Below are 26,801 nucleotides of genomic sequence, written 5' to 3'. Positions count from 1 at the left end.
TTTCAGTTGTAACAATATTGGAAGAGATGGATATACTTAATATGGTAGAATTTTAGAATGTAAAATTAATTTATGCTTATATATATACTATCAATTAAATAGAAGAATAATTGATTGTTAAGGAGCGAGGCAAATGTATTCACCTATTTAATACACAATAAAGTTATAAAACATTTCAAAATTAACTTTTAAAACAAGGTTTTTTTGTTGTGCAACTTTGGAGGTGTATTAAAAGTGAATAAAAAGGCTAACGTTTATATAATGTATATTATTGTGTTTCTACAGGGATTTGTTTTTTATGGGCCTATAGCTACATTGATAAGGCAAAATAGAAACTTATCTTTGTCTAATATGTTTTTAATAGAGTCTATATCCTGGATATTAATGATTATTTTTGAAATCCCATGGGGATGGTTTGCAGATAAATTTGGGTATAAGAAAACACTTGTTATCTCAAATTTTATATTTTTTATATCAAAAATAGTTTTTTATAAATCAACTTTCTTTGGGATGTTCCTCATAGAACGAGTGTTATTAGCAGTATCATTAGCCGGAATTTCAGGTTGTGACATTGCTCTAATATATTCATCAGTTAAGCAAGAGGAGAGTGAAAAAGTATTTGGAATATATAATGCATTTTCAACTGGTGGTTATTTAATTGCCTCTATTATGTTTTCAATACTCGTAAAACAGTCCATGGATAGTACTGCATTTTGGACTATTATACCTTATGCAGTGGCAGCAGTATTAACTTTGTTTATAAAAGAGGTTAATGTGCAGCAAATCGAAAAGCCTAAGTTTAAGCAAAGTTTACTAACAGCTTTTAAAAACAAAAGCATTATTATATTGGTAATTTCTTTTGCCTTAATAAATGAAGTAGTTCAAGTAGTAGGTGTATTTTTAAATCAATCACAATATGTGCGTTGTGGAATAAGTATTAAATATTTTGGAGTATTGGCAGTTGTTATGCAAATAGTTCGATTGAGTTCAATTAAAGCTTATAAAGTAAGCATTAAGCTAGGTTCCAATAGAAGTATTCAAATTATATATATGATTATTACTATATGTTGTACAATACTTATATTTACATCTAGCGCTGCATTAACTATACTTTCAATAATTGTTATATGTGGAAGTGCAGCTATAATTTCACCTATAGTTTTAGATATTGAAAATAGAAATATAAGTACTGCTAGCAGGGCGACCCTTTTATCAGTATTTGCTATGTTTGGAGATTTAACTGCTGCAGGAGCAAATGTAATTATTGGAAAGACCGCTGATATTTCAACGTCCTCAGCATTTATAACTTGTGTGATTATGTGTGTTTGTGCATATATATTATTGCTTCTCTATAAAAAAACATCAAAGAAATAAATACAAAAAAACAAGTTAAATAATAGTAGCCTCTAAAATAATGCAACAATATCAGTAATACCAATGGATTATTATGCATGCCTATGAAATCGCACTTTGCATCAAACATAGGAAAGCATATTACTAACTTTATATTAAGTTATATGTAATACAAACTGGTTTATTATTTAGGGGCTCATTAATGACTACAGCATCTATATTAAATATTTTCCTTAAGTTATCTTTAGTCATTATTTCTTTAGGACTACCAGTGCAAACTATGTTACCATCTTTAATTCCTACCATATAATCTGCAAATCTTGCGGCATTATTTAGATCATGAATAACCATAACAATGGTTTGTCCTTGCGTCTTATTCAAACTTTCTAGTAATTGTAGAATTTCTAGTTGATGTGCTAAATCTAAATAGGTAGTAGGTTCGTCTAATAATAATATTTCAGTTTCTTGGGCGAGTGCCATAGCTATCCATACTCTTTGCCTTTGGCCACCTGACAATGTCTCTATAGGTCTGTCCTTAAATTCTTGCATGCCAATTATTTTCAGTGACCAATCTATTTTTTCTTTATCTTGACTCGTTAGTTTACCGAATCCACTTTGATGAGGAAATCTTCCGTAGGCTACGAGCTCACCAACAGTTAATCCATTTGGTGCTTGAGGACTTTGTGGCAAAACTGCCATTTCTTTAGATATGAAATTAGAACTTAAATCTTGAATGTCATTATCATTTATGTATATGACTCCACTTTTAGGCTTCAATATTCTTGCAATAGTCTTTAATATAGTTGATTTACCACATCCATTAGAGCCTATAATAGTTGTGATTTTTCCTTTAGGTATGTTCAAATTTAAATTTTTTACTATGTCAAAATCTCCATAAGATATAGATAAATTTTCGGTTTTTATGCTGTTCATATGTAACCTCCTAAGTTATTCCTTCATAATTAAATAGATGAAATAGGGTACTCCAATAATTGAAATGACTATTCCAACGGGCATTTCAATAGGAGCTAAAATATTTTTAGCTATGGTATCAGACAACAATAAAATTATTGAACTAACTAGTGCTGCAGTTGGTATTAATAATTTGTGCTTTGGCCCAACAAGCCGCCTTGCTATGTGTGGCGAAATTAGCCCTAAGAATGATATGGTTCCGGCAACCGCTGTAGCCGTACCAGCTAATGCCACGGTATATATAAGTAGTGATCTTCTTTCTTTTTCTATATTTACGCCGAGTCCAACTGACAGTTCGTCGCCTAAACTTAAAACATCTAGATATCTTGCTTTATAAATTATAAGTCCGGTAAAAATAAATACAAATGGCAGAGTTGCAATAACATAACTCCAATTGGTTCCCCAAATACTTCCTGAGGTCCAAACCATTATTTTGTTGAAATCTTGAGTTGTAAATCTAAATTGAAATAGGATCAATATAGCGTTGAAAGCAGAATTAATACCTATCCCCATCAAAATCAATCTAGTAGGATTTAGACCCTTTTTCCAAGCTAAAGTATAAATAAGGAAAGCTGCAAAACCTGCTCCAAGCAAAGCTACGATAGGCATGGTAAACACCGTTAGCATGCTTATATCAGAATATACTTCTCCATTCATAAAATATATATAAATAACTACAGCCAAGGCTGCACCAGAACTTATTCCTAATATGCCAGGGTCAGCAAGATCATTTTTAGTTATGCCTTGAAGTACGGTTCCTGCTATAGCTAAGGCACTTGCCACAAGTATAGCTATAATTATTCGTGGAAGCCTCATAGTGAAGAGTACCAGTTCATGCTTTTTATTTCCCTGTCCAAATAAAGTTTTAATTACATCTAGAGGACCTATAGCAAAAGTTCCAATATTAAAACTAATTATAAATATTGAAAAGAGTAGAACGAATAATATGATTATAATCAAAATTAGCTTTTTCTTTCTTTTATGGTTTTGCATTATAATGAATTGGCCTCCTTTCTGACAATATATATGAAGAAGGGTACACCTAGTAATGCTGTTAGCGCCCCAATAGGAGTTTCATAAGGCTGATTTATCATCCTAGCTGCTATATCGCTATAAACTAGCAAATCCGCACCGAGTATTAGTGAACATGGGATTATAAATCTATAATCTGGTCCAACTAAACTTCTTACAATTTGTGGCACAATAAGTCCAAGAAAAGAAATATTTCCGGCTACAGCCACTGAACTACCGCTAAGTAATATTACGATGACTATACCAATAAATCTTATGATATTTGTCTTTTGACCAAGTCCTATGGCAATATCTTCTCCTAGGCTTAAAATGGTTATTTTAGGAGAAATAATTATTGCGGCAATGACACCAAAGGCACCAACGGAGGCTAATAATTTTACCCCTTGCCATTTTGCAGTAACAAATCCACCAGCAACCCAAAAGCTTAGTTGCTGAGATAAATTGGAATGCATTGCAATAGCGGTTGCGAGAGATATTAAAAGAGTTCCCAGAGCGGTTCCTGCTAAAATAAGTTTAATGGGACTAACACCTTTACTAGATTTTGAACTTAATATATACACGAATACACCACTTAAACTAGCTCCGATAAAAGCAAAAAACATCAGCCCTGAAGTCCCTATATTAGCCCTCACTGCAAAGGCTATAGCTATGGTAAAAGTTGCACCTTGAGTAATACCCATTATAGAGGGGTCAGCTATTGGGTTTCTTGTTATTCCTTGCATTATAGCACCAGACACTGCTAAAAAAGCTCCGACCAAAGCAGCTGCAATCATCCGGGGAAGTCTTATATCACGGATGATTTTTGAGTTTATATCAACGCCATCTGAAAATATGCTATTAAATACTGTATATAAGTCTATATGTTTTGCACCCAGGGATACTGATAATACCATGCCAAAAAATAATATAATAAGTCCAATTACGATTAATAATGAGCTTATGATTAGTCTATTCATTTTTTTCTTATGTTCTGTAACTATCGATTTTTCCATTAAAACGGTACACCTCACATTAGCCTTGGATTAAAATGTATTAAGATAAAAGGGTGATAACCGTATATGGGAATATATCATTTATCACCCAGAAAATATAATATGTGTTATTTCACAAATTCTTTCTTTATCAAATCAAGTAATAATTCTCTTCCTATTGGAGAATAACCTTGTGCAAAATATGGGCTACTATCAAGCGTTGTAACATTTCCATTTTTTACAGCTCTCATGCTTTTCCAAACAGTACTACCCTCTAAATCTTTTTTATCAGCATCAGTTGCTATAACCACAATATGATCTGCATCAATGGATGATAAACCTTCCATAGTTACTACTGGTAAACTTATTCCTTCTTGCTTTGGCATGTTAGACGGTTGAGCTAATTCCATATCTGACAATAGTATTGAACCTATGCCTGCATCACTGAAAATATAAAATTTGCCTGAACTTGCAAGTATCGTAAGGTAGGTTTGCGGGCCATTTTTTTTCTTTATCTCAGATCCTATACTTACTGCTTTTTTATCGTAAGCCGCTAGCCATTTTTGAGCATCTTTTTCTTGCTCAAATAGTTTCGAAATATCAGTTAATCGGGTCCGCCAATCGTTAGCATAGTCTTTAAGCATTACGACAGGTGCAATAGCTTTTAACTGATCATATATTTTTGTTTGCCTTTCGCTCATTAAAATTAAATCTGGATCTAATTTTAGTATAGCTTCCATATCCATAGTATCCATCATGGAAAAGCCTACAAGCTCAGAGGTACTCATTTTATCTTTTAGATAACTTGGTATTTCCGTAGTTTTATAAGAATCAGCATTTGCAGTACCTACGGGGATATGGTTTAAAATTAATAATTCCTCACTTGATCCAGATATATCTACAATACGTTTAGGGGTAGTAGGGACTGTTACATCACCTTTTATTGTGCTAACCACCTTGGTTACACTCTTTTCTTTAACTTCTTTCGCAGCCTTTGAACAACCTGTAAAAACGCTAATAGAAATTACTGTTAATGTTATTAATCCTAATAATCTTTTTTTCTTCATAATAAATCTCTCCTTGTTTAAGTTGAATTAGCTATGTATACGACCCAATGATTAACCAAAATCATAAATTATTTATATGAGTGATAATTGCAAATGACAATCATTATCAGTGAATCACAATTTTCATTATATCAGAACTACTAAATATGTCAACAATTTCTTTTCAATTTTAATAAAGACAAAATTGGGGGCAAAGTTTAAGGCTAAATAAATCTTTAGCCTAGAAACGGTACAAAAAAATAATTTGACTATATATTGGTATAAAGAAGAACTATTTACGTTTATGAGTAAAGATAATTAAAATAAATAAAAATGGAGAGGCTAGTATGAAAGTTAATACAATATTAAACAAGCAAAATATAAAGAATGCATTTTTTGTGATACTGGGGTGTTTATTATCTGCTATAGGTGTAAATATGTTTTTAGTAAATGCAAAACTATTCAGTGGAGGTCTGTCAGGTATGGCAATTTTAATACAGTATGCTTTGAAGGTTCCAGCAGGATATACTGTACTACTAGCTAATATACCTTTATTGGCATTAAGTTATAGGAAATTAAACAAAAGATTTACTATATACAGCATGATAGGGACTGTATCACTATCTCTATTTTTAGTAATGACTAAAAATTTAAGCAGTATTATTACGGTACATGATGCGCTTCTAATTTCTGTATATGGAGGGGTATTAATGGGCGCAGGTGCAGGGCTTGCATACTCAAACCACGGTTCAGAGGGTGGTATGAACATAATAGTAATGTTAATTAAAAAGAAATGTGATAGTTTTGATGTAGGTCAATTGGGTTTTATTGTAAATTGCGTTATAGTATTTTTAGGAATGCTATTAAATGGAATAACTATTGCATTATACACGTTAATGAGCATGTATATAGCAGCTTTTGTTACAGATAAGATAATCCGTGGTTTATCACGAAAAAAGGTATTACTTATAATTACAGATAAAGAGGAGGAAGTTTGTGAGTATATAACAAACTCTAAGCACCGTGGAGCTACAATACTAAAGGGCAACGCACTTACAGGCAAAGAAAGAAAAGTTATCTATTGCATAGTACATGTATCAAAATTACCAGAGTTTAAATATTCAGTGCAGAAAATAGACGAGGATGCTTTAATTTCAATAATAGATGCTTCAGAAGTAGATGGTAGAGGATTTAATTCGAATATTTTATAAAAGATATTATCTCAAATTAATTAGAGGAAGTGTTAATAATGCTTGGAAAAAGACTATGTTTAGGAGACACTATTGGACTCATTGCTCCTGCCAGCCCAGAAAATATTGAAGCAATACAAAAGGTAATTTCATTTCTAAAAAATAGAGGGTTTAATATAATAGAAGGAAAACACCTATATGATAAGTGGGGATATCTTGCTGGCAAGGATGAAGACAGAGCAACAGATATAATGGAAATGTTCAAAAATAAAGCAGTAGATATGATCCTCTGCATAAGAGGGGGATATGGTTCAAGCAGAGTACTCCCTTATCTAGATTTTGATGTAATAAAAAAAAATCCAAAGATATTTGCGGGTTTTAGTGACATAACAGTTTTTCTAAATTCATTTTATGAGAAATGTGAACTAACTACATTTCATAGCCCAATGGGCAGTTCTAATCTAGAAGATATTGAAACTTTTAAAAGTTTTATGTTCACATTTATGGAAGGGTATAAGCCCTATACTATTAAAAACCCATCTGGATTTACTACTAAGTGTATTACAAAAGGTAAGGCTCAGGGTAATCTTATAGGTGGTAATCTTGGGCTATTATGCAACTTGCTTGGAACTCCCTATGAAATTAATATGAAAGATAAAATCTTCTTTATGGAAGAGGTTGGCGAAGAACCTTATAGAGTTGATAGGATGCTAACACAACTCCTATTAGCTAAAAAACTTCAACAGTGCAAGGGGATTATTCTAGGCCAATTTAAAGGTTGTGATTTACCTAGTTATCAAAGAAGCCTTACTTTAGAAGAGGTTTTTCAAGATAGATTATATAAGTTAGGTATCCCAATGTTTTCAGGGTTTTGCTCAGGTCATGATTATCCAAAACTAACCCTTCCCATTGGGGCAAGGGTGAAAATGGATGCTGAGGCTGGAGTTATTCATGTAATGGAAGGCGTAGTGGAGTAATATAAAAGCTTGCAACTTAAAAAAATTGCAAGCTTTTATTTAAAATATCTTATTTTTTAACTGGTTCGAGACTTGCTTGGAAGTGTCTAAGAACAGCTGGCTCCCATGTAATTCGGTAACCTGTTATTTCGCTTGCTCTTTTTTTAATTGCAATTAGGGCATCTGCCATAATATCGATATGGGATTGAGTATAAACACGACGTGGAATTGCAAAACGTGTAAACTCAAATTCTGATTCTATTTGTTTTCCTGTATCAGGATCATTTCCCATCATATAAGATCCAATATCGCATGTACGAATTCCAGCTTCTATATAAAGTTCAATCGCAAGGGCTTGCCCCGGGAATTCATAGTATGGAATCTGAGGTAACAACGCCTTTGCATCTACAAATACACCATGGCCGCCTACTGGTGATTGGTACGTAACGCCTGCATCATCAAGTCGTGCTGCAAGATACTCCATTTGTCCAATACGATAGTTAAGGTAATTTTCATCAAGTCCTTCATAAAGACCAAGTGCTAAACTCTCAAGATCACGACCTGAAAGACCGCCATAAGTAATAAAACCTTCGAATAAAATTGTACGTGCCTTACAAAGTTGGAACAATTTTTCATCATCTTTAATGCCAATTAATCCACCCATATTGACAATTGTATCTTTCTTAGCACTCATTGTAAACATATCTGCATAACTAAACATTTCTTTTACAATTTCTTTAATTGATTTATCTGCAAACTCTTTTTCTCTTAATTTTACTAAGTAAGCGTTTTCAGCATAACGTGCAGCATCGATACATAATTTAATACCGTATTTTTTACAAACATTTGATGTTTCTCTTACGTTTTGTACAGATACTGGCTGGCCACCTGCTGAATTATTTGTAACTGTCATAACAACAAGGCCAATCTTATCAGCACCGTACTCTTTAATTAAGGATTCTAATTTTTCAACATCCATATTTCCTTTAAAAGGTGCTCTTATAGCTGGATCTTTAGCCTCAGCAACAACACAATCAATGGCTCTTGCACCTGTTGCTTCTACGTGTGCTCTTGTTGTATCAAAGAAGGTATTAGAGATAGCGTATTTACCTTTTTCCATTAATAATCCAAACATAACCTTCTCCGCTGCGCGACCTTGATGAACTGGCTGAATGTATTTATAACCAAAAATATCTTGACCTGCTTCTACAAGTTTATAGTAACTTGATGAACCGGCATAGGCTTCGTCGCCTCTCATGATACCAGCCCATTGTTCTTGACTCATTGCATTAGTTCCACTATCTGTTAATAAGTCAATATAAACATCTTCACCACGAAGGTTAAACATATTGTATTTTGCTTCAGCAATCTTTTGTTTCCTTTCCTCACGTGTAAGCATCTTAAGAGTCTCTACCATCTTAATTCTAAATGGTTCTGGTACATATTTTATGCTCATAATAAAAACCTCCATTTTATTTATTTAAAATGTAATTATGTTGAATGAATAAATCATTGCCCCCCTGTAATATAATGGTTTTTATATTTTAAACCCCCTATAGAAGGATTTTATCACTGCAATAATATATAGTCAATGGTCTTAATAAAATTATTAACAATAAATAGAAAAAATTACTAGCAAATGGGATTTGTTATACTGTTTTGCCTGATTTAAGGATTTTTTATAGCTTTAAATGAATTTGTAGTCGATAAGTAATTACTTTATTAATAATAAATTATTAAAAAATAACGTTTACGTTGTAACTTTTATATAATTGTGATAATCTATATAGCATATTATAAATTTGGATTTTAAAATTTCTATAATAAATACACTAGTTATGAAGTCCCATATAAAGTGGTGTAATAAATATATAAGAGTAGGTGGAAAAATGAATGACATTATGTTAAAACAATATAGCATTCTTGTGGAATTTTTAGGAAAGTCCCTAGGTCCAGACTATGAAGTTGCTTTACATGATTTTGGATATGATACAAATTCCATAGTTGCAATAGCGAATGGATATATTAGCGGACGAACAGTTGGTGCTCCCATGACTAATCTTGCACTGAGTATTATATCAGATAAGAGTTATAAAAATAACAACTATAAACTCAACTATAATGGAGTTTCTAAAGATCAACGCATATTGAGATCTTCAACCATGTTTATTAAGGACGAGAACGATGAGCTTGTGGGAATGTTGTGCATTAATTTCGACGATAAAAAATATGTAGATATAAGCGACCAAATATTAAAGCTTTGTCACCCAGATAAATTAATTGAGCAAAATAGCACATATGAATCTGTTAATTCTCTTTTGAATGATAATACTGAGACCTTTTCGGGATCTATTGCTGAAGTAACAGAAACTGTTTTAAATAAGGTATTAGATGACAATAACATCCCTATTGATCGATTGTCGAAGAATGAACGGATAAATATCATTGATATATTAAACCGAAAAGGTGTTTTTATGCTTAAGGGAGCTGTAAGTGAAGTGGCAAAACAACTTTATTGTTCAGAGCCTAGTATCTATCGCTATCTCAGCAAAGTCAATAGAAATATGGATTGTACTTGATAAAGAAAACAAATAAAAAACCTTGAAATTTAAAGGTTTTTTGTTATATGATGCACCATAATAAGAAACCTGACTGAAATAAAAAGCAAAAAAGTTAATTATAAATAAAGAACATACCATATAATTATGGTAGTAGGAGAAAGTTGTGGAATGATAAAATATTTACAATCAAAAACAGTTAAGATAACTTTGTCTGCAACAATAGCAATTATTGTTGCAAATTATATGGGGTTAGAATTTGGAGTAACTTCGGGTATAATTGCAATATTAAGTATTCAAGATACAAAGAAAGAATCGATATTAGTTGCAGGTAGGAGAATAATCGCATCCACCGTAGCTATACTTTTATCTTTTATGCTATATATTTTACTTGGTAATAATCCTATTGTATTTGGACTATTTTTACTTATATTTATACCAATAACTAATATTTTGAAAACAAGTGAGGGTATGGTTATTGGCGCAGTATTATCAACACATCTTTTAATAAGTACAGATATTAATATTTTTTGGATTATAAATGAAGCAAAGTTAACTATAATAGGTATTGGGGTTGCAATGGTTTTTAATTTATATACAGCATCATTAGAAGAGGATTTTGAGAAGAACAAAGAGAAGATAGAAGAACAATATAGATTAATATTATCAGATATGGCATTAAGTTTGATTTCACAAGCTGTACCAATTTATGAGCAAGAAGTAATTTCAAGTGTTGAAAAGCTAATTAAAAATACTAAATTGATGGTACAAATAATAAATAATAATCATTTGTTTAAGAGTAATGATTATTATGTAAGTTATATAGATATGAGAAAAATACAATTAGAGGCTATAAAAAGAATGAAAAGACATTTTTCAAGATTTTATATAACCTATGATCAAACTATAATATTGTCAGAATTTACTAATGATGTTGCAACTAATATTCATGAAGATAATGATTGTATCGAACTTATTAATAAGCTCACTTTACTTAGGAAAGATTATGAAATTATGGCATTGCCAAAGAATAGAAATGAATTTGAAAATAGGGCATTATTATTTCTATTTTTAAATGATTTAGAGGACTTTTTAATTATCAAGAAGGAATTTAAAGAATGTTTTGAAAATTAACAATACGTAGTCAAGTCTAAACAAATTCATAACATATTATTTACAATTAACTACTATAATAACTACAACGAATATATATATCAGAGGCTTTGAAAATTTTAGTTTTATTAATCTAGTATTTTATTAGAAAGGTGAGGATTAAAATGAAAGAAGAAGAATTGTTATATAATGTGATTTTTCCTGAAGATAGTGATCCTAATTATATTAATTATGGTTATTTTATTGGGAAGAGTAAAAAAGATGTATTTAAATTGAAAGCTATTATAAATGAAAGTCAATTAAATCCAATATTAATTTGTGATGGCAATAAGGCAAATGCTTTTTTTGCTAAAGTTTTTCAAAGTGAAGTAGATAGGTTTTTGAAAATTGTAAGTGAACTTAAGTTTAAACAAATTAAAATAAATAGTTGTCATATGAACGAAGTAAAAAACATGTTTGAGGAAGATATAATGAATCACCGGAAAAAGGGGTATAAGCCAGCTAGATATCTATTACCACGGAGATTTAATAGAGGAATAAGAAATTGGAAATTACCAGATATAATAGAGCTAAATTCAAGAGATGAAAACAAACCAACATTAAATGGAGTAATTAATCTATAAAGATTCAAAAGGTCTATTTATTTTTAATATATATTTTTCTCGCTATTAAATAAAGGGCTTTAGCAATTTTGCTAGAGCCTTTTTGAACTTTATTTATCATAAATGAAAGTAATAAATTTTATATTACGTAAAAATCATCCATAGAAAGGGGATAACTTCAATTGGCTATCGTATATCAGTATACTGAGTGGTGTTAAAATGACCAAAATAGTTTTGGGCTGGATAATCCATATCATCATAAAATATTAAACCATCTGCAAGCATAGTTTCCTGGCCATTAGCATATTTCCAAATAGACACATTTTCAGATTTATCACTACGGAAGAATATGATGTCTTTGTTATTTATATATATTGGTGAAAAATCGAAATAATTTTGGTTATTTGTAAGCTGTTTTATTTGTTTTGTAGTTGTATCAATACTGAAAATATGGTGTTGCCCGTTTAAAAGCCATTGAGTTAAGCCGCTAGGCACATATTTTTGTTCTTTAGAGGAAGCATATAGGATTGTATTCCCATCATTTGTGTAATAAGGTGTCATGGTTGTTTCTCCCTTTGGGGATAAGGACTGAAATTTGCCAGTTAAGATATCTAAAACAACTAAATCTTTGTTATTACCCATCTCTCTACCACCACCGTAGATTAATGCTAAAGAGTTACTGTTTTTAGGGTTTGGGGATATATTATCACTATAGCCTAGTGAAACTATATTTGGATTAGTATATTCTATTAATTTATTTTGTGAAATATCGTACACTGCCAAATCAACTCCATCTGCTGCAAGAGAGCCTGCATGTGGATGTTTCCATATATACAGATACTTATCATCATTTGATATACCGATTATTATAGGATACATTCCTAAATCGTCAACTGTATCTATTTTACTTGGGATTGATTTTATAACTATTTTTTGTGTTTTTGCTATTGGATCAAAAAATAATATTCCATAATCATTTCTATAATCAGATCCATTTTTTTTATAGTATACGTACTGCTCTGCATATATTCTTCCTTTACTATCTAAGGTAATATTTTGGTAATTAAACTCATTTTGAAGGTAAGGTTTACTGATTTTATTTACAACATCATAAACATATAAGCCGCCAGTGGTAGGAGAGTATAGTAAAGTATTTTTATCTTGCCATGCAAATGATAACTGTGACGCATTATCGACTACTTTTATATGTTCTAGTTTATCCGTTGTAATATATAAAACACTATCCTTCATGTATGAAACCAGACTTTTATCAGGAGATATGAGTGGGTGAGAAAAGGTACCTCCACTATCTAATGTGATATTATCATTTTTATCATTTAACGAGACTAAAAGTAATTCATTTTTCCGTATTACCACAGCGTTCATACTTTTAATGTCTGGAGTTTTTTTTATTGCAGTATTTTGTAATTTAAATGTTCCTATGCTCTTTTCGCTTTTACTGATTTTTGATGGACAGCCGCTTGTAATGCCAATAGCAGCTAGCAATAACATTGTAATTGTTAGGCTTTCCACCTTTACTTTTATATTTATCATGATTTCATACCACCAATCTATCTTTTTATAGATAGCATTCCCTGATTTCTATGAAACAAACTGGAATAAAAATAGCCTAAATTATATTATACAATTTAGGCCGTTTTGAATAAATATCTCTTTATATGAGTTTAAATCTTCTTCATGTAGTTGCGCAACATCTGCAAACTTGCATTCCTTATTTAATAAGGAATATTTATTTTGTACAAATTGATGGAAGGGTAATAGATTTACTTCGGCTACATCCACTTCTTTTAATAGATTACAAAAGCCCTGAGCATCTTCCGAAAAATACAATATATAGAAATTCAACAAAAGTACTTGCAAATATACTTTTACGCATTTCATGAGTTTGTGGTATATTATTATTAATTGAAATTGTAATATGATAGCTATTTCATTTAAGTAAACCCGTAGATGTAGTTATTAATTAATATGCTATGATCAGAACAAAAAAATAAGAAATAGTGCGTATGAAAAGAATTGCAGGAAGGAGCACTTTTAATGGAGAAAAGTATGGATGAAGAACTTTCTAGTATATTTATAATTTTTGGTGGAACTGGTGATTTGACAAAAAGAAAACTTATTCCAGCTATTTTTAGTTTGATGTACGAGGAGAAATTACCTGAAAATTTTACAATTGTGTCTATAGGAAGACGGGAAAAAACAAATCAGCAATATAGAGAAGAAATGTATGAATCAGTGAAAAAATTCTCTAGGTTTTCTTTAAATGAAGAACTATGGGATAAATTTAGTAAGAAAATTTTTTATAAGAATTTTGATTTTACTTCAGATAATGAAGCGTACAAGGATTTAGATTCATTTTTGGAAATAATGGAGACTAAATATTTAACTGGAGGTAAAAGATTATATTATTTAGCAGTTGCACCAGAGTTTTTTGAAGGGATAATTAGAAATTTAAAGAATAATGCTATGGTTTGCAAAGACACTGGCTGGCAGAGGATAATGATCGAAAAGCCTTTTGGATCAAGTTTGAAAACGGCTAGGATTTTAAATGATAATATATCAAAGCTTATACCTGAAGAGGATATATTTAGAATAGATCACTATCTGGGAAAAGAAATGATCCAAAACATATTAGCAATAAGATTTGGTAACTCATTATTTGAACCACTATGGAATGCAAATTATATTGATAATATTCAAATTACGTCCTATGAACTTTTAGGCGTAGAGAACAGAGGCGGATATTATGAAAATGCTGGTATTTTAAAAGATATGCTTCAAAATCATTTGTTACAAATATTGACTATGATTGCGATGGAACCTCCAGTAGACTTTCAACCAGAATCTATAAGAGATGAAAAAGTCAAGGTATTACGATCACTCAGACCTTTTACCGCTGAGACTTGCACGGAAAATATTGTTCGGGGTCAATATGGCTCTGGCTTTGTCAATGGTATAAAAGAGGTGGCGTATAGAGACGAAGATAGGGTATCAAAAGTGTCAAACACAGATACTTTTATAGCCCTTAAGACTTATATTGACAATTTCCGGTGGGGAGGAGTACCCATATATATAAGAGCAGGAAAAAGAATGGATACTAAAAGCACAGAGATAGTTATTCAGTTTAAAAAACTTCCTGGAATTAATTATTATAAGGAGTTTAATCAGATTAGTCATAATCTTTTAGTCTTAAAAATTCAGCCAGAAGAGGGCTTTTTCTTTCAGATAAATGCTAAAAAGCCAGGTAGTGAATTTAAAATGGAAAAAGTTGAATTAGATTATTGTCAAAGCTGTAAGTATTTAAATGATTCACCCGAGGCTTATGAGAGGCTATTGCTTGAAGCAATTAGAAATAACTCATCTTTGTTTACTAGATGGGATGAACTTGAATACTCGTGGAAATTTATTGAAAGCATTGAAAAAGGATTTGAAAATAATATACCTAATTATCCTAATTACTCAGCAGGGACCTCAGGCCCAGAGGAAGCAATGCATTTAGTTGAGCGGGATGGCGGACAGTGGTGGAATACAGCACAAAATTAAGGAGGCGTAACATGATTATATATGATATATCTATGACTATAGAAAAAAGTATGGGAGTATACAAGAATATAGAGGGAAAAAGACCAGTGATTAAATTTGAAAGGAAAATCCCAAAGGATAGCATTAATGAATCTAGTATATGTATGAACTTACATACAGGAACTCATATTGATGCACCGTATCATGTAGATGATATGGGTGCTACTATTGATGCTATTGATTTAAATAAATTGATTACAAAGTGTAGAGTTTTGGATTTAACAAAAATAGTAAATGGAATAACAAAAGAAGATCTTATGGATAAAAACATTAGGCCAGGTGAATTCTTATTGCTTAAAACTCGCAACTCATTCACAGATGAATTTGAATTTGATTTTGTTTTTCTTGAAAAAAGTGGAGCAGAGTATCTAGCAGAAAGAGAAATAATTGGAGTAGCAATAGATTCACTTGGAATAGAAAGGTCTCAGCCAGAACATGAAACCCATAAAATTCTTTTTAGCAAGGGAATAACTATAATAGAAGGTGTTAGACTAAAAGAAATAAAAGAAGATGAATACTTCATGTGTGCTATGCCACTTAAAATTAAGGGAGCAGATGGTGCTCCTGCTAGGATAGTTTTAATAAAAGACTTAATATAAGTACTTATAGTTCAAAACTTAAAAATTATATAAAATTACAGTTTTTGTTTTAATAATCCCAACTTATTTATGGTATAATTAAACAAGTAATTTAAAAATTGTAAGTAAACGCTTGCAAATTAATGGGGTGAATATGATGAATGTAAAAGAAAGAATTGAAGAGTTAAGAAATGGTATGAGAGAAAGAGGCATAGAAGCATATATAGTACCTAGTTCAGATCCACATCAAAGTGAATATGTAGCAGAACATTATACTGCTAGAACGTTTATAACAGGATTTACAGGTTCTGCTGGTACTGCAATTATAACACTTACGGATGCTTATCTTTGGACAGATGGAAGATATTTCATTCAAGCAGAAAGTGAATTACAAGGTACAGGTGTAACTTTATTTAAAATGGGAGAGAGTAATGTTCCAACTGCTGAGGAATTTTTGAAGGAATCTCTTAGCGAAGGAGCAAAGATTGCTTTTGATGGCAAGGTTATTTCAGTAGAGTATTTTAGAGGGTTAGAGAAAGCGTTAGAAAGTAAGAAATTTTCATTTGAAGTTAATGAAGATTTAATAGATAAAATATGGAAGGATAGACCAGCAAGACCCTCCAGTGAGGTGATTTTGCACGATATAGTGTATGCAGGAAAGTCAAGAGGAGCAAAACTTGCGCAAGTAGTCCAGGAAATGAAGAATATGGGAGCAAATTACTATGTTATATCAGGACTCGATGATATAGCATGGCTATTAAACATTAGAGGAAGAGATGTAAAATGTAATCCCTTAACAATAGCTTATACAGTTATCTCAGAGGAAAAATGTTATTTATTTATAGATGATATAAAGATTAATTCAAAAGTTAGATCTGAGCTTGAAAAGGCCAATGTAGAAATAATGCCATACGATAGCATAGGGGAATTTCTAAAAAATATTAAAGCCGGAACAATATTATTTGATCCAGCGAAAAACAGTACTTGGATATATAGTGCCATAAAGATTAAAACGGTAGAAGCTATGGATATAACTACAAAATTTAAGGGTATAAAAAATGATGTTGAAATTCAAAATGTTAGAAAGGCAATGGTACGTGATGGCGTGGCTATGGTTAAATTTATAAACTGGATGAAAAAAACTATAAAAACGCGTAATATTACTGAAATAGAGGCATCAGATAAAATTTGCGAAATAAGAAAAGCAGGAGAAAATTTTTATGATTTAAGTTTCGCATCTATTTCGGCTTACGGAGCAAATGCATCTATGCCTCACTATACTGCTACAGAAAAAAATCAGGCTACTATAAAGAAAGAAGGCCTTTATTTATTAGATTCTGGTGCTCAGTACTTAGATGGAACAACAGATATTACAAGGACCCTAGCAGTAGGCCCATTAACGGAAGAAGAGAAAACAGATTTCACTCTAGTTTTAAGAGGAATGATTGATTTAAGTATGCAGAGATTTTTATATGGAACCACTGGTTCAAACTTGGATATTATAGCTAGAATTCCACTTTGGAATGCAGGTATGAATTTTAAACATGGAACAGGGCATGGAGTAGGTTTCTTTTTAAATGTTCATGAGGGGCCACATCGAATATCTATGGCTGCCAGTACTGTTAAGCTTGAAAAAGGAATGATAGTGTCCAATGAACCAGGGGTTTATAAGGATGGAAAACATGGTATAAGAATAGAAAACTTAGTTACTGTTAAGGAAGATGAAAAAACTCAATATGGTGGACAATTTATGAAGTTTGAGACTTTAACCTTTTGCCCTATAGATTTAGAAGCTATAGATGCGCTTTTATTAACATATGACGAAAAGGCGTGGCTAAATAATTATCATAGAACCGTATTTGAGAAACTTTCTCCATATTTACAAGGAGAGGACCTAGAGTATTTAAAGGTTGCAACAATAGCAATATAAATATAAGATTAATGAATTAAGAAGGGTTAAAGAGATGCAAATGCATCTCTTTTTTAGTTCCTTATTAGCAATGCTTTCGCATGATTACCTTTAGTTTTAGTATCATAAGAAGAAATTGTTAATATTTTAACACGATTTAACAATAATATTAAATTGAGTTTAAAAAAAAATATTATTAAATAAAATTGTAATAATACTGAAAAAAGAATATATAAAAGCTTACGCTAATACTTTAACACAGTAATATGATTAGGGATTGTTCAAAACATTAGTACGAATAAGTAGGAATTGTGAAAATAAAAGGCGGACAAAATGTTTTGTATACATTTACAAAAGAATGGTTTTCGAGTAAAAAAAATGAAAATCAGCATATATTTGTTTGTTAAAAAATTAATTATCATTGACTTTTACTCTAAAAAAAACTATCTTAAGTTGTAGAAATTGAAATTAATATATAATTTAACAGGCGGTGTATAATTTTACATGTGGAATATATAAAAACTTTATCGTAGCCTTACAATAAAATTAATATTGTAGTCAAGGAGAGGAGCTGTAAAGGTGATAAAAGAGGAAGAAGGAATTATAATAGAAATATTTGAGGATAACATGGCGAAAGTCAAGGTAGGTAGGCATAACGAATGTAAAAATTGTGGTGCATGCCCAGGTGATAGTTCATTGGTGATTCAGGCTCAAAATTTTATTGGGGCTAAGGCTGGACAACGAATTGCTTTTGAAACGAAAGAAACAAATATGTTAATGGCAGCTTTTGTTGTATATATAGTGCCTCTTATTGCTATTGTAGTGGGGGTTATCGCTGGACAAGTAATAGCAAAAAAAGTTGGTTATTCTGTGCGAGGTTTTCAAATAGGAGGCGGAATACTAACATTTATATTGTCCATACTGAATATAAAAATTTTTGATGAATTTGCTCATAATAATGACGAAATGCAACTTGTTATTACTCGAATTCTATCTTAAAATAGTTTTTTTGATTTAAAGATATCTATATAATTCAATATATTTTAAAATATGCTAAAAGAGGGGTGGGAAAGTGATAAAAAGTTTTCGTGGAGGAATACATCCAAATGATAATAAAAATTATACCGCTGATAAGACTATAGAAATAGCACTAATGCCAAGTAAGGTTGTTATTCCTGTGAGGCAGCATATTGGTGCGCCGTGTTCACCCATTGTAGTTAAGGGTGATTTTGTAAAAAAAGGACAGGTTATAGCGAATAACACAGTTTTTGTATCTAGCCCTGTGCATGCATCAATATCCGGTATTGTTATAGATGTGGCAGAATACCCTCATCCGGTATTTGGAAAGTGTCTTTCTATTGTAATTGAAAATGATGGCTTCGATGAATGGATAGAAGGAATTCCATTTGAAAGAGATTGGGAGAAGTTAAATGATAATGAAATAAAAGATATTATTAAAGAAGCTGGTATCGTTGGAATGGGAGGGGCAACTTTTCCAACTCATGTAAAATTATCGCCACCAAAAGAAAAGAAAATTGATACTTTTATTTTAAATGCGGCCGAATGTGAACCGTTTTTAACCGCAGATCACAGAATGATGCTAGAGTATTCCCAGCAAATTCTTACTGGTGTAAAAATAGTAATGAAGGTCCTCGGTGTTCAAAAAGCATATGTGGGAATAGAGGATAACAAGCCAGATGCAATTAGTGCTATGCAAAAAGCTTTTGCAGGAACCACAGTAGAAGTTAAGGCAATTCCTACTAAATATCCACAAGGTGCGGAAAAGATGCTTATTAAAGTGTTAGTGGATCGTGAGGTTCCATCCGGTAGTTTGCCAATGGATGTAGGAGTCGTTGTTCAAAATGTAGGAACAGTTATTGCAATATATGATGCTGTGGTAAAAGGAATTCCTTTGATACAAAGAGTAGTAACTGTAAGTGGAAGTGCTGTAAATGAACCTAAAAATCTTTTGCTTAGAATTGGAACAAGTTTTAAAGATGCTATTGAAAATTGTGGTGGATTTGTAGAGGCACCAGCTAAAATTATTATGGGTGGTCCCATGATGGGATTTGCTCAATCAAATTTAAATGTTTCTATTGTTAAAGGCGTTTCTGGAATTTTATGTTTAAATAAAAAAGATATTAATAATGGAAAGCAATCTCCTTGTATTCGTTGTGGGAAATGTGTAAGCATTTGTCCTTGTGGACTTAATCCAAGTATGCTAAGTATATTGGGAGAAAAAAACATGTATGAAGAAGCAAAGCTTGAACAAAATCTTTTTGATTGTGCAGAATGTGGAAGTTGTGTTTATGTATGTCCCGCTAAGCGGAACATAGTACAATACATTAGATATTGTAAAATGCAAAATACAGCGGATGCTGCAAAAAAAAAGGAGATGTTAGCTAAATGAATAGTGAAATAAAATTACAAGATAATCTCTTTACCATTTCAACATCTCCACATATACGTTCAGAAGCATCTATTTCTAAAATTATGTGGACTGTGAATTTGGCTTTGTCGCCAGCTGCAATTTTTGGGATTTATCACTTTGGGATTCCTGCTTTAATTATACTTCTTATGGGAAGTCTGTCAGCAGTTGGATTCGAGTGCCTAATGCAAAAAATTAGAAAAAAGAAAATAACTATAACTGACGGAAGTGCATTCCTAACAGGACTATTGCTTGCAATGTGTTTGCCACCGACGATTCCACCTTATATGGCGATAGTTGGTTCATTTATTGCTATTGTAATAGCAAAACATTCTATGGGTGGTCTTGGGTATAATATTTTTAACCCAGCTCATATTGGTAGGGCAGCTCTTATGGTATCATGGCCTATTGCAATGACAACTTGGACAAGAATGAGTACAAGTGTAGATGTAGTAACTACTGCAACGCCTTTAAATATTTTAAAACAACAAGGATATGGAAAACTCATTGATACATTTGGAAGTGCACCTCAAATGTATAAAGCTATGTTCATTGGTGCTCGCAGTGGAAGTATTGGTGAGACATCTACAGTTTTACTAGTGATTGGAGGCATATATTTAATTTATAAAGGATATGTAAATTGGGAAGTTCCTGTATTTATGATTGGAACTGTAGGTATTTTAACTTGGATATTTGGACCGACAGGTTTATTTAGCGGAGATCCGCTATTCCATATTATGGCTGGAGGCCTTGTTATAGGAGCATTCTTTATGGCTACAGATATGGTTACTATTCCTATTACAAAGAAGGGGCAGGTGATCTTTGCTATGGGTGCTGGGGCGCTTACTGTTCTAATTCGGTTAAAGGGTGGATATCCAGAAGGGGTTTGTTATTCCATTTTGTTAATGAATTCAGTTACACCGCTTATAGATCGCGTGATAAAGCCGGTTAAATTTGGAGCAAGGAGGTAGCGGAAAATGTCAGATGACAATAATGTTTTGCATAATAAAGAGTATAGTATTTTTCAAATTGCTATGAATTTAACAGTTGCTTGTTTCATATCAGGCGCAATTATTGCTTCAACCTATTTTTTTACAGCACCAGTTGCAGCAGAAAAAGCGGCTATGATGAAGACTAATGCAATGAAGTCATTGGTGGTGGATGCAGAAAAGTTTGAGCCAGTGAAGGGGAAGAAAGAATGGTTTATTGCAGAAAAGAATGGGAAAGTAATTGCATATATAGTTCCAGCAGAGAGTAAAGGATATGGGGGAGCAATAAAAATGATTGTATCTGTGTCGCCACAAGGTAAAATTATTGAATTTGCTATATTAGAGAGTAATGAAACGCCCGGACTTGGAGAAAATGCAGGTAAAGAACCTTTTAGATGTCAATTTAAAGGTAAAAAAACCAAAGATTTAGAAGTCGTAAAAGATAAATCAAAAGAAAATAATATTCAAGCTATGACTGGGGCTACCATTTCTTCAAAAGCGGTAACGAAAGGTATCAAAGAAGCTGTGGAACAGGTTACACAGTTTGTAGGGGGGAAATAATATGAGAGAGTTATGGAATATATTTAAAAAAGGGATTATTGAAGAAAATCCAATTTTTGTTCTTGCACTTAGTCTTTGTCCTGCTTTAGCGGTAACGAATAACTCGATAAATTCTCTAACTATGGGTTTAGCAGTTATCTTCGTTATTACTGCAAATAATACTATTGTATCTATTAGTAGAAAAGTAGTGAATCCTAAGGTCCGTGTACCGGTGTATATTACATCCATAGCAACCATTGTTACGGTAGTACAGTTGGTATTACAAGCATATGCGCCAGTGCTTTATAAGGCATTAGGAATATATTTAGCATTGATTGTTGTTTTTGCAATTATTTTAGCTAGAGCGGAAGTTTTTGCTTCAAAAAATTCAGTGATTCCATCCTTTTTTGATGGACTAGGAATGGGATGTGGTTTTGCACTTGCACTTTTATCTATCGGGATGATACGTGAACTTTTTGGTACAGGAGCTATATTTGGGATAAAAATTTTTGGTTCTTGGTATAATCCTGCACTTATCATGATTTTACCGCCAGGTGCATTTATACTCATTGGCTATATGGTAGCCGGGTTTAAGATGCTGACTGAACATATGGAAAAAAATAAAATTGAGAGAGGCGAAGCATAATGGGTGAGTATCTAACTCTGTTTGTAAGTGTGGTAGTCGTAAATAACTTCGTTTTAACAAGGTTTTTAGGGCTTTGTATTTTTTTTGGGGTTTCTAAGAGCTTAAAAGCCTCTATTGGTATGGGAATGGCTGTAACTTCTGTTATGACTCTGAGTTCCATGCTAGCATGGTTGGTATTCCATTTTATATTGGCTCCATTTCATTTAACATTTTTAACAACGGCGGTGTTTGTGCTTTTAATTGCTAGCTTTGTGCAGCTTTTAGAAATGATTATTAAAAAATATGCACCTACCTTATATAATATGTGGGGAATATATTTATTACTAATTGCTACAAATTGTGTTGTACTTGGCGTACCACTTTTAAATGTAGAATCAAATTTTTCATTTGTAAAAAGTGCAATATCTGCCGTTGGATCTGGTTTGGGGTTTGCTTTGGCAATTATACTTATGGCAAGTTTAAGAGAAAAACTAAGATTAGCAGATGTCCCTAAACCATTAGAGGGGCTCGGCATTGCGTTTATTTTAGCGGGCATGTTAGCATTAGCTTTCATGGGGTTTTCTGGGATTATAGCAGCATAGAAAGGAGCTGAGAAATTAATATGAGTAATATAAGTATAGCGATTGCAGTTTTAGTTGTAATGACATCAGTTGGGCTAGTGTTTGGTTTAATTTTGGCGGTTGCAAATAAAAAATTTGCCATTGAAGTAAATCCATTGATTCATATTGTTGAAGATATATTACCAAAAGGTCAGTGTGGAGCCTGTGGATATGCTGGTTGTATGGCGTATGCAGAAGCTGTGGTTATAAACCCAGATGTAGCACCAAATCTTTGCATTCCAGGGAAAGCACCTGTTGCAAAAATGGTAGCAAATCTAACTGGTAAAGTGGCAGCAGAAATGGAGCCAAAAGTGGCTTTTGTAAAATGTGCTGGTACAGTAAGTAAAGCTATTAAGGATTATAAGTATCAAGGTGTTCAAGATTGTGTTGCAGCATCAGTGCTACAGGGAGGACCAAAGGGATGTAAATATGGTTGCCTCGGTTTTGGAACATGTGTTAAAAATTGTCCTTTTGATGCAATGACAATGAGCAAAGAAGGCATACCAATTATTAACAATAAAAAGTGTACGGGTTGTGGAAAATGTAAAATAGTTTGTCCTAAAAAAGTTATTGAATTAGTTCCAAATGGAATTAATGTATCTTTGAATTGTAATTCAAACGACAAAGGTGTTGTGACACGTAAACTTTGCAAAGTAGGCTGCATTGGATGTGGAATTTGTGTTAAGAATTGTCCATATGGTGCAATAAAAATTGAGAACAATCTAGCTGTAGTAGATTGTGATGTATGTGTTTCAATATGTAATGAATCTACTTGCTTATATAAATGCCCAACGGGTGCAATTAAAAAGTCTATAGAAAGTATATCGCAGACAAGAATAGCAGCTAAATTATCTGAAAATAAAACTCTCTCTGATTAAAATGGGATGTTTTTTCTGATTTATCAATAAGGACGGATATTAATTTTAATCTTTCATTTTAATAATTTGTGGTTAATATGGGATTATATGTGATACAATAAACATATAAACAAGTTTAAGGAGGCTAGATATGGATAAAATTAAACAACAAGAAATAAGGAATGAGTTTGGTATACCTTGTCCTCTTGAAAATGAGTCAGATGAAAAGTATGCATATAGAATGATAGAAGAAATTTGTACTTTCTTAAAAAAGTATGCTATGCATACCGGAAAAAAAGGTTATGTTTGTCATCTTACAGGTGGAGTAGATAGCTTTGTTACAAGTATGCTTATAAAAAAATCAGGAATATATCTAATCAATCTATCTCTCCCATTTGGAATTAAATCAGACATGGCAGATGTAGAACTTGCAAGAGACATTATAAAGCCAGATGTATTTCAAACCTATGATGTAATGGGTCCCGTAATTGAATCCATTGAGCTTCTTCGTGGGTTACCTCCTTCAAAAGTAGATATAGGGAATACAAATTCTAGAGTGAGAATGACCGTGTTATATAGAGTAGCTGAAGTTTATGATGTTCTAGTTGCTGGCTACACGAATGTAGCCGAGCTAACTCTAGGAATGGTGACGAAACATGGTGACGATGCAGCAGATATACAACCACTTGAGGGAATAACAAAAAGCATAGTTTACGAAATGGCAAAAATATTTAATGCACCTAAATCTATAATTAATAAAATTTCTACAAGTGGTGTATGGGACAATAGATCCAATCAAAAAGAAGTAACAGAACTAAATCATCAGGTTTGTATGTATTTAAGGGGTAAAGACATCTCAGAAGAATACGAGGAGAAAATATTAAAATTATATACAGTTTCTAAACACAAAAGACATTCACCAGTTTCTCCAAAAGACACTTGGTGGCTTGAATAAATTTGTAAAAAAAATAGATGCACCTAATGTATAGGTGTATCTATTTCTTTTATAAGTACATTAGACTCATTATGTATTTCATGTGCATTATTTTACTTTTAGCACAAATACATGAGGTGTAAGCCTACCACTTTCAATTTTTATCTCTTGAAGTAATTCAAGCTTATCATTATCCAGCAGAACTTCCCTAAATAATTGCTTTTCTATTGTATAAACAAATGCCATTCCTCCTGGTCTTATAAAATCAGGGATTTTATTTACAAATGCACTATACAAATCCGCGTACTTATTATGGGTGGTGGACTTATTGTCAAAAGGCATATTTGTTATCATCTCATCAAATTGGCCGTAAGGCACAAATTCTAATATATCTTCAGCTATAAGGTCTATATCCACATTAGCTAATTTAGAATTTATTGTTGCAGCGTTTATAGCTGTTCTAAATATATCAACTCCTGTTAAGGATCCAAATTCTTCTAATTTAGCTCTTTCAATAAGCATTGTTCCAGCGCCACAAAAGGGGTCTATAACTTTAGCACTAGGGTCTAGCCATTTTTCTATTGATTTTATTGCAATAGCCGCAGTTACAGGATTTATGGATGTAGCTAAGTCGTTTTTTCTATAGTCAAATCTATTATCCTTTACAGAATACAGTTTGACAAATACACTGCAGAGATTATTTCTTTCAAGTATTCGAATTTCAACTTCATATGAGGAAGGGCTATTTCTTAAGTTTCCACAAGAAAGTTCATCTAATTCTCTAGATAGGTTTTTTACAAACTCTGACCGTTCTCTATTAGAATCCATAGTTTTAAATTCAACTCTATACCCAAAAGGATCATTAGAATCATTATCATGGCACTGATTTAAAAAATCTACAAAATTTGCATTTATAATTGCATCAGCTATTACCTTATAATCAAAGTCTAAATCTTCACACTCAGCTAAAGGATACAAAAGTTCATAAAAGGTCCTGCAGGTGTAAATCTTATCTAAATCCTTCTCGCAGATAAGTATACCGTCATCTACAAGTCTACCATCAATCCATTTATCATCTAGCTCCTTTAAAGTAAGCTGATACTGATAATTCATAACAGTGAGCAGCATAGGTACAGGACTTTCAAATCCTTTAAACTCATGGCGCGCTGTAGGAGACAATTTATCTATGGCTCTTGTTAGTGCAAGCTTTTCCTCATTAATATGCTTATTAGTTGTTACTAGTGAGTCATTTTCTTGACAAGCTTTTTCATTTGTTACTACATCTTCAAACATTCTCTTTAACTTTTCTGCGTCATTTGCACTGCCGCAGTTCCCGATTGCAAGTACGTAGGAGTATCTTACAAATAATTTATCCTCAGCGTTATAGGCATTATATAAAGCTTCTAAATACACAGGGTCTGCGAGTTCTCCAATAACGCCACATACATTCTTTCGTACCTTTGGATCTGAATGAGAAAGAAGAGCGCTAAGTTTTTCTTTTGAATTACCAATAGTTCTTTTGAACATTCCTTTTGGCTTTTCCTTTTTTAAAATATCCCTTAAAACGGAAAGTATTCCTCTTGGATCATCCTCAGTTATTATTTTTGACCATAACATGGGAATTGCATTGTTATAATCTAGAGAAAGTTTATTTATTATAGCAGATCTCTGTTTATCATCTGAAGTTTTTAGATTTTCTATTAAACTTGATATCTTATCAGTATTTTCTATCATTTGTTACACCTCTTATGCTTAAATTTATTAAATTATAATTAATCTATTAAATACAATTATATCATACATTTATTTTTTTAGTGTGATGGGTAATTTTAAATATTTAAATATATTGCAAATTACCAAATTATAGATTAATATAATATAAAATACATACATATACTATTAATGTCAACAATAAAGATTTATTG

25 protein-coding genes are annotated in these 26,801 nt (G+C 32.1%); 17 read left to right on the top strand and 8 right to left on the bottom strand.

Annotation, left to right across the window (positions count from 1 at the left end; all coding sequences use genetic code 11):
- The first annotated feature begins 234 nt into the window (after nt 1–234).
- Nucleotides 235–1,374, top strand: a complete 1,140-nt coding sequence (locus ACWJKE_RS08575) for an MFS transporter (RefSeq protein WP_220286526.1) — start codon at nt 235–237, stop codon at nt 1,372–1,374.
- 129 nt (nt 1,375–1,503) lie between these two features.
- Here the strand turns inward: ACWJKE_RS08575 and ACWJKE_RS08570 are convergent, their stop codons facing one another.
- The 4 genes from ACWJKE_RS08570 to ACWJKE_RS08555 all read right to left on the bottom strand — a co-directional run bounded on the left by ACWJKE_RS08570 (nt 1,504) and on the right by ACWJKE_RS08555 (nt 5,395).
- Nucleotides 1,504–2,286 carry an ABC transporter ATP-binding protein gene (locus tag ACWJKE_RS08570; protein WP_220286525.1) on the bottom strand — a complete coding sequence of 261 codons (783 nt, stop codon included), beginning with the start codon at nt 2,284–2,286 and terminating at the stop codon, nt 1,504–1,506.
- A gap of 15 nt (nt 2,287–2,301) precedes the next feature.
- Nucleotides 2,302–3,318: a FecCD family ABC transporter permease gene (locus ACWJKE_RS08565; RefSeq protein WP_216303146.1), complete on the bottom strand. Its 1,017-nt coding sequence runs from the start codon at nt 3,316–3,318 to the stop codon at nt 2,302–2,304.
- Nucleotides 3,318–4,313 (bottom strand): FecCD family ABC transporter permease, encoded by a 996-nt coding sequence (locus tag ACWJKE_RS08560; RefSeq protein WP_462959359.1) that lies wholly within the window; start codon nt 4,311–4,313, stop codon nt 3,318–3,320. Before ACWJKE_RS08560 ends, ACWJKE_RS08565 begins: the two co-directional genes overlap by 1 nt.
- Before the next feature lie 143 nt (nt 4,314–4,456).
- Nucleotides 4,457–5,395: an ABC transporter substrate-binding protein gene (locus ACWJKE_RS08555; protein WP_462959334.1), complete on the bottom strand. Its 939-nt coding sequence runs from the start codon at nt 5,393–5,395 to the stop codon at nt 4,457–4,459.
- Nucleotides 5,396–5,721: 326 nt separating this feature from the next.
- Between ACWJKE_RS08555 and ACWJKE_RS08550 the strand changes: the two genes are divergently transcribed.
- On the top strand, nt 5,722–6,585 hold the full coding sequence (locus ACWJKE_RS08550) for a YitT family protein (RefSeq protein WP_462954280.1): 864 nt from the start codon (nt 5,722–5,724) through the stop codon (nt 6,583–6,585).
- Between the two features lie 38 nt (nt 6,586–6,623).
- Nucleotides 6,624–7,541, top strand: a complete 918-nt coding sequence (locus tag ACWJKE_RS08545; RefSeq protein ID WP_462959333.1) for a S66 peptidase family protein — start codon at nt 6,624–6,626, stop codon at nt 7,539–7,541.
- Between the two features lie 49 nt (nt 7,542–7,590).
- Here ACWJKE_RS08545 and ACWJKE_RS08540 read toward each other — a convergent pair whose 3' ends face one another.
- The gene (locus tag ACWJKE_RS08540) at nt 7,591–8,976 is read right to left on the bottom strand and encodes a tryptophanase (protein ID WP_462954278.1); all 1,386 of its coding nucleotides are present in this window, start codon (nt 8,974–8,976) and stop codon (nt 7,591–7,593) included.
- A gap of 433 nt (nt 8,977–9,409) precedes the next feature.
- On the opposite strand from ACWJKE_RS08540, the gene ACWJKE_RS08535 reads away from it, so the two are divergent.
- From ACWJKE_RS08535 to ACWJKE_RS08525, 3 genes are all read left to right on the top strand, one after another.
- Entirely contained in the window at nt 9,410–10,099 is a 690-nt protein-coding gene (locus ACWJKE_RS08535) for a helix-turn-helix transcriptional regulator (protein WP_462954277.1), read from the top strand.
- A 150-nt stretch (nt 10,100–10,249) separates the two neighbouring features.
- A complete protein-coding gene (locus ACWJKE_RS08530) occupies nt 10,250–11,212 on the top strand; it encodes an aromatic acid exporter family protein (protein WP_462954276.1) in 963 nt (320 codons plus the stop codon).
- Nucleotides 11,213–11,355: 143 nt separating this feature from the next.
- The gene (locus ACWJKE_RS08525; protein ID WP_165413093.1) at nt 11,356–11,814 is read left to right on the top strand and encodes a hypothetical protein; all 459 of its coding nucleotides are present in this window, start codon (nt 11,356–11,358) and stop codon (nt 11,812–11,814) included.
- Between the two features lie 165 nt (nt 11,815–11,979).
- On the opposite strand, the gene ACWJKE_RS08520 is transcribed toward ACWJKE_RS08525, so the two are convergent.
- Together ACWJKE_RS08520 and ACWJKE_RS08515 are read right to left on the bottom strand one after the other, a co-directional pair.
- Nucleotides 11,980–13,347: a TolB family protein gene (locus ACWJKE_RS08520; protein ID WP_462954275.1), complete on the bottom strand. Its 1,368-nt coding sequence runs from the start codon at nt 13,345–13,347 to the stop codon at nt 11,980–11,982.
- A gap of 81 nt (nt 13,348–13,428) precedes the next feature.
- A complete protein-coding gene (locus ACWJKE_RS08515; protein ID WP_462954274.1) occupies nt 13,429–13,695 on the bottom strand; it encodes a hypothetical protein in 267 nt (88 codons plus the stop codon).
- Nucleotides 13,696–13,851: 156 nt separating this feature from the next.
- Between ACWJKE_RS08515 and zwf the strand changes: the two genes are divergently transcribed.
- The 11 genes from zwf to nadE all read left to right on the top strand — a co-directional run bounded on the left by zwf (nt 13,852) and on the right by nadE (nt 24,897).
- A complete protein-coding gene (gene zwf / locus ACWJKE_RS08510; protein WP_216303138.1) occupies nt 13,852–15,357 on the top strand; it encodes a glucose-6-phosphate dehydrogenase in 1,506 nt (501 codons plus the stop codon).
- Nucleotides 15,358–15,368: 11 nt separating this feature from the next.
- Entirely contained in the window at nt 15,369–15,995 is a 627-nt protein-coding gene (locus tag ACWJKE_RS08505; protein ID WP_462959332.1) for a cyclase family protein, read from the top strand.
- Between the two features lie 136 nt (nt 15,996–16,131).
- Nucleotides 16,132–17,904 (top strand): aminopeptidase P family protein, encoded by a 1,773-nt coding sequence (locus ACWJKE_RS08500; protein ID WP_462954328.1) that lies wholly within the window; start codon nt 16,132–16,134, stop codon nt 17,902–17,904.
- A 558-nt stretch (nt 17,905–18,462) separates the two neighbouring features.
- Nucleotides 18,463–18,882: a SoxR reducing system RseC family protein gene (locus ACWJKE_RS08495; RefSeq protein ID WP_462954272.1), complete on the top strand. Its 420-nt coding sequence runs from the start codon at nt 18,463–18,465 to the stop codon at nt 18,880–18,882.
- Between the two features lie 73 nt (nt 18,883–18,955).
- Nucleotides 18,956–20,293, top strand: a complete 1,338-nt coding sequence (gene rsxC / locus ACWJKE_RS08490; RefSeq protein ID WP_216303136.1) for an electron transport complex subunit RsxC — start codon at nt 18,956–18,958, stop codon at nt 20,291–20,293.
- Entirely contained in the window at nt 20,290–21,282 is a 993-nt protein-coding gene (locus ACWJKE_RS08485; protein ID WP_220286520.1) for an RnfABCDGE type electron transport complex subunit D, read from the top strand. Before rsxC ends, ACWJKE_RS08485 begins: the two co-directional genes overlap by 4 nt.
- A gap of 6 nt (nt 21,283–21,288) precedes the next feature.
- Entirely contained in the window at nt 21,289–21,861 is a 573-nt protein-coding gene (locus ACWJKE_RS08480) for an RnfABCDGE type electron transport complex subunit G (RefSeq protein ID WP_220286519.1), read from the top strand.
- Between the two features lies 1 nt (nt 21,862).
- Nucleotides 21,863–22,486 carry an electron transport complex subunit RsxE gene (gene rsxE, locus ACWJKE_RS08475; protein ID WP_165413101.1) on the top strand — a complete coding sequence of 208 codons (624 nt, stop codon included), beginning with the start codon at nt 21,863–21,865 and terminating at the stop codon, nt 22,484–22,486.
- The gene (locus tag ACWJKE_RS08470) at nt 22,486–23,067 is read left to right on the top strand and encodes an electron transport complex protein RnfA (protein ID WP_165413102.1); all 582 of its coding nucleotides are present in this window, start codon (nt 22,486–22,488) and stop codon (nt 23,065–23,067) included. Before rsxE ends, ACWJKE_RS08470 begins: the two co-directional genes overlap by 1 nt.
- Nucleotides 23,068–23,096: 29 nt before the next feature.
- The gene (rnfB, locus tag ACWJKE_RS08465) at nt 23,097–23,963 is read left to right on the top strand and encodes an RnfABCDGE type electron transport complex subunit B (RefSeq protein WP_165413126.1); all 867 of its coding nucleotides are present in this window, start codon (nt 23,097–23,099) and stop codon (nt 23,961–23,963) included.
- A 130-nt stretch (nt 23,964–24,093) separates the two neighbouring features.
- Nucleotides 24,094–24,897: an NAD(+) synthase gene (nadE, locus tag ACWJKE_RS08460; RefSeq protein WP_216303133.1), complete on the top strand. Its 804-nt coding sequence runs from the start codon at nt 24,094–24,096 to the stop codon at nt 24,895–24,897.
- 87 nt (nt 24,898–24,984) lie between these two features.
- On the opposite strand, the gene ACWJKE_RS08455 is transcribed toward nadE, so the two are convergent.
- On the bottom strand, nt 24,985–26,610 hold the full coding sequence (locus ACWJKE_RS08455; RefSeq protein WP_220286518.1) for a methyltransferase: 1,626 nt from the start codon (nt 26,608–26,610) through the stop codon (nt 24,985–24,987).
- Nucleotides 26,611–26,801 lie beyond the last annotated feature (191 nt).

The sequence above is a fragment of the Clostridium sp. CM036 genome (genome assembly GCF_055081135.1).
Note: the sequence above shows the minus strand (reverse complement) of the source record. Positions and strands in the feature narration are given on the sequence as shown.

Excerpts from the sequence above, each read along its gene's own strand:
- ACWJKE_RS08570 (WP_220286525.1), bottom strand. The coding sequence starts at position 2,286 with ATGAACAGCATAAAAACCGAAAATTTATCTATATCTTATGGAGATTTT.
- ACWJKE_RS08565 (WP_216303146.1), bottom strand. The coding sequence starts at position 3,318 with ATGCAAAACCATAAAAGAAAGAAAAAGCTAATTTTGATTATAATCATA.
- ACWJKE_RS08560 (WP_462959359.1), bottom strand. The coding sequence starts at position 4,313 with ATGAATAGACTAATCATAAGCTCATTATTAATCGTAATTGGACTTATT.
- ACWJKE_RS08555 (WP_462959334.1), bottom strand. The coding sequence starts at position 5,395 with ATGAAGAAAAAAAGATTATTAGGATTAATAACATTAACAGTAATTTCT.
- ACWJKE_RS08550 (WP_462954280.1), top strand. The coding sequence starts at position 5,722 with ATGAAAGTTAATACAATATTAAACAAGCAAAATATAAAGAATGCATTT.
- ACWJKE_RS08545 (WP_462959333.1), top strand. The coding sequence starts at position 6,624 with ATGCTTGGAAAAAGACTATGTTTAGGAGACACTATTGGACTCATTGCT.
- ACWJKE_RS08540 (WP_462954278.1), bottom strand. The coding sequence starts at position 8,976 with ATGAGCATAAAATATGTACCAGAACCATTTAGAATTAAGATGGTAGAG.
- ACWJKE_RS08535 (WP_462954277.1), top strand. The coding sequence starts at position 9,410 with ATGAATGACATTATGTTAAAACAATATAGCATTCTTGTGGAATTTTTA.
- ACWJKE_RS08530 (WP_462954276.1), top strand. The coding sequence starts at position 10,250 with ATGATAAAATATTTACAATCAAAAACAGTTAAGATAACTTTGTCTGCA.
- ACWJKE_RS08525 (WP_165413093.1), top strand. The coding sequence starts at position 11,356 with ATGAAAGAAGAAGAATTGTTATATAATGTGATTTTTCCTGAAGATAGT.
- ACWJKE_RS08520 (WP_462954275.1), bottom strand. The coding sequence starts at position 13,347 with ATGATAAATATAAAAGTAAAGGTGGAAAGCCTAACAATTACAATGTTA.
- ACWJKE_RS08515 (WP_462954274.1), bottom strand. The coding sequence starts at position 13,695 with ATGAAATGCGTAAAAGTATATTTGCAAGTACTTTTGTTGAATTTCTAT.
- zwf (WP_216303138.1), top strand. The coding sequence starts at position 13,852 with ATGGAGAAAAGTATGGATGAAGAACTTTCTAGTATATTTATAATTTTT.
- ACWJKE_RS08505 (WP_462959332.1), top strand. The coding sequence starts at position 15,369 with ATGATTATATATGATATATCTATGACTATAGAAAAAAGTATGGGAGTA.
- ACWJKE_RS08500 (WP_462954328.1), top strand. The coding sequence starts at position 16,132 with ATGAATGTAAAAGAAAGAATTGAAGAGTTAAGAAATGGTATGAGAGAA.
- ACWJKE_RS08485 (WP_220286520.1), top strand. The coding sequence starts at position 20,290 with ATGAATAGTGAAATAAAATTACAAGATAATCTCTTTACCATTTCAACA.
- ACWJKE_RS08480 (WP_220286519.1), top strand. The coding sequence starts at position 21,289 with ATGTCAGATGACAATAATGTTTTGCATAATAAAGAGTATAGTATTTTT.
- rsxE (WP_165413101.1), top strand. The coding sequence starts at position 21,863 with ATGAGAGAGTTATGGAATATATTTAAAAAAGGGATTATTGAAGAAAAT.
- ACWJKE_RS08470 (WP_165413102.1), top strand. The coding sequence starts at position 22,486 with ATGGGTGAGTATCTAACTCTGTTTGTAAGTGTGGTAGTCGTAAATAAC.
- nadE (WP_216303133.1), top strand. The coding sequence starts at position 24,094 with ATGGATAAAATTAAACAACAAGAAATAAGGAATGAGTTTGGTATACCT.
- ACWJKE_RS08455 (WP_220286518.1), bottom strand. The coding sequence starts at position 26,610 with ATGATAGAAAATACTGATAAGATATCAAGTTTAATAGAAAATCTAAAA.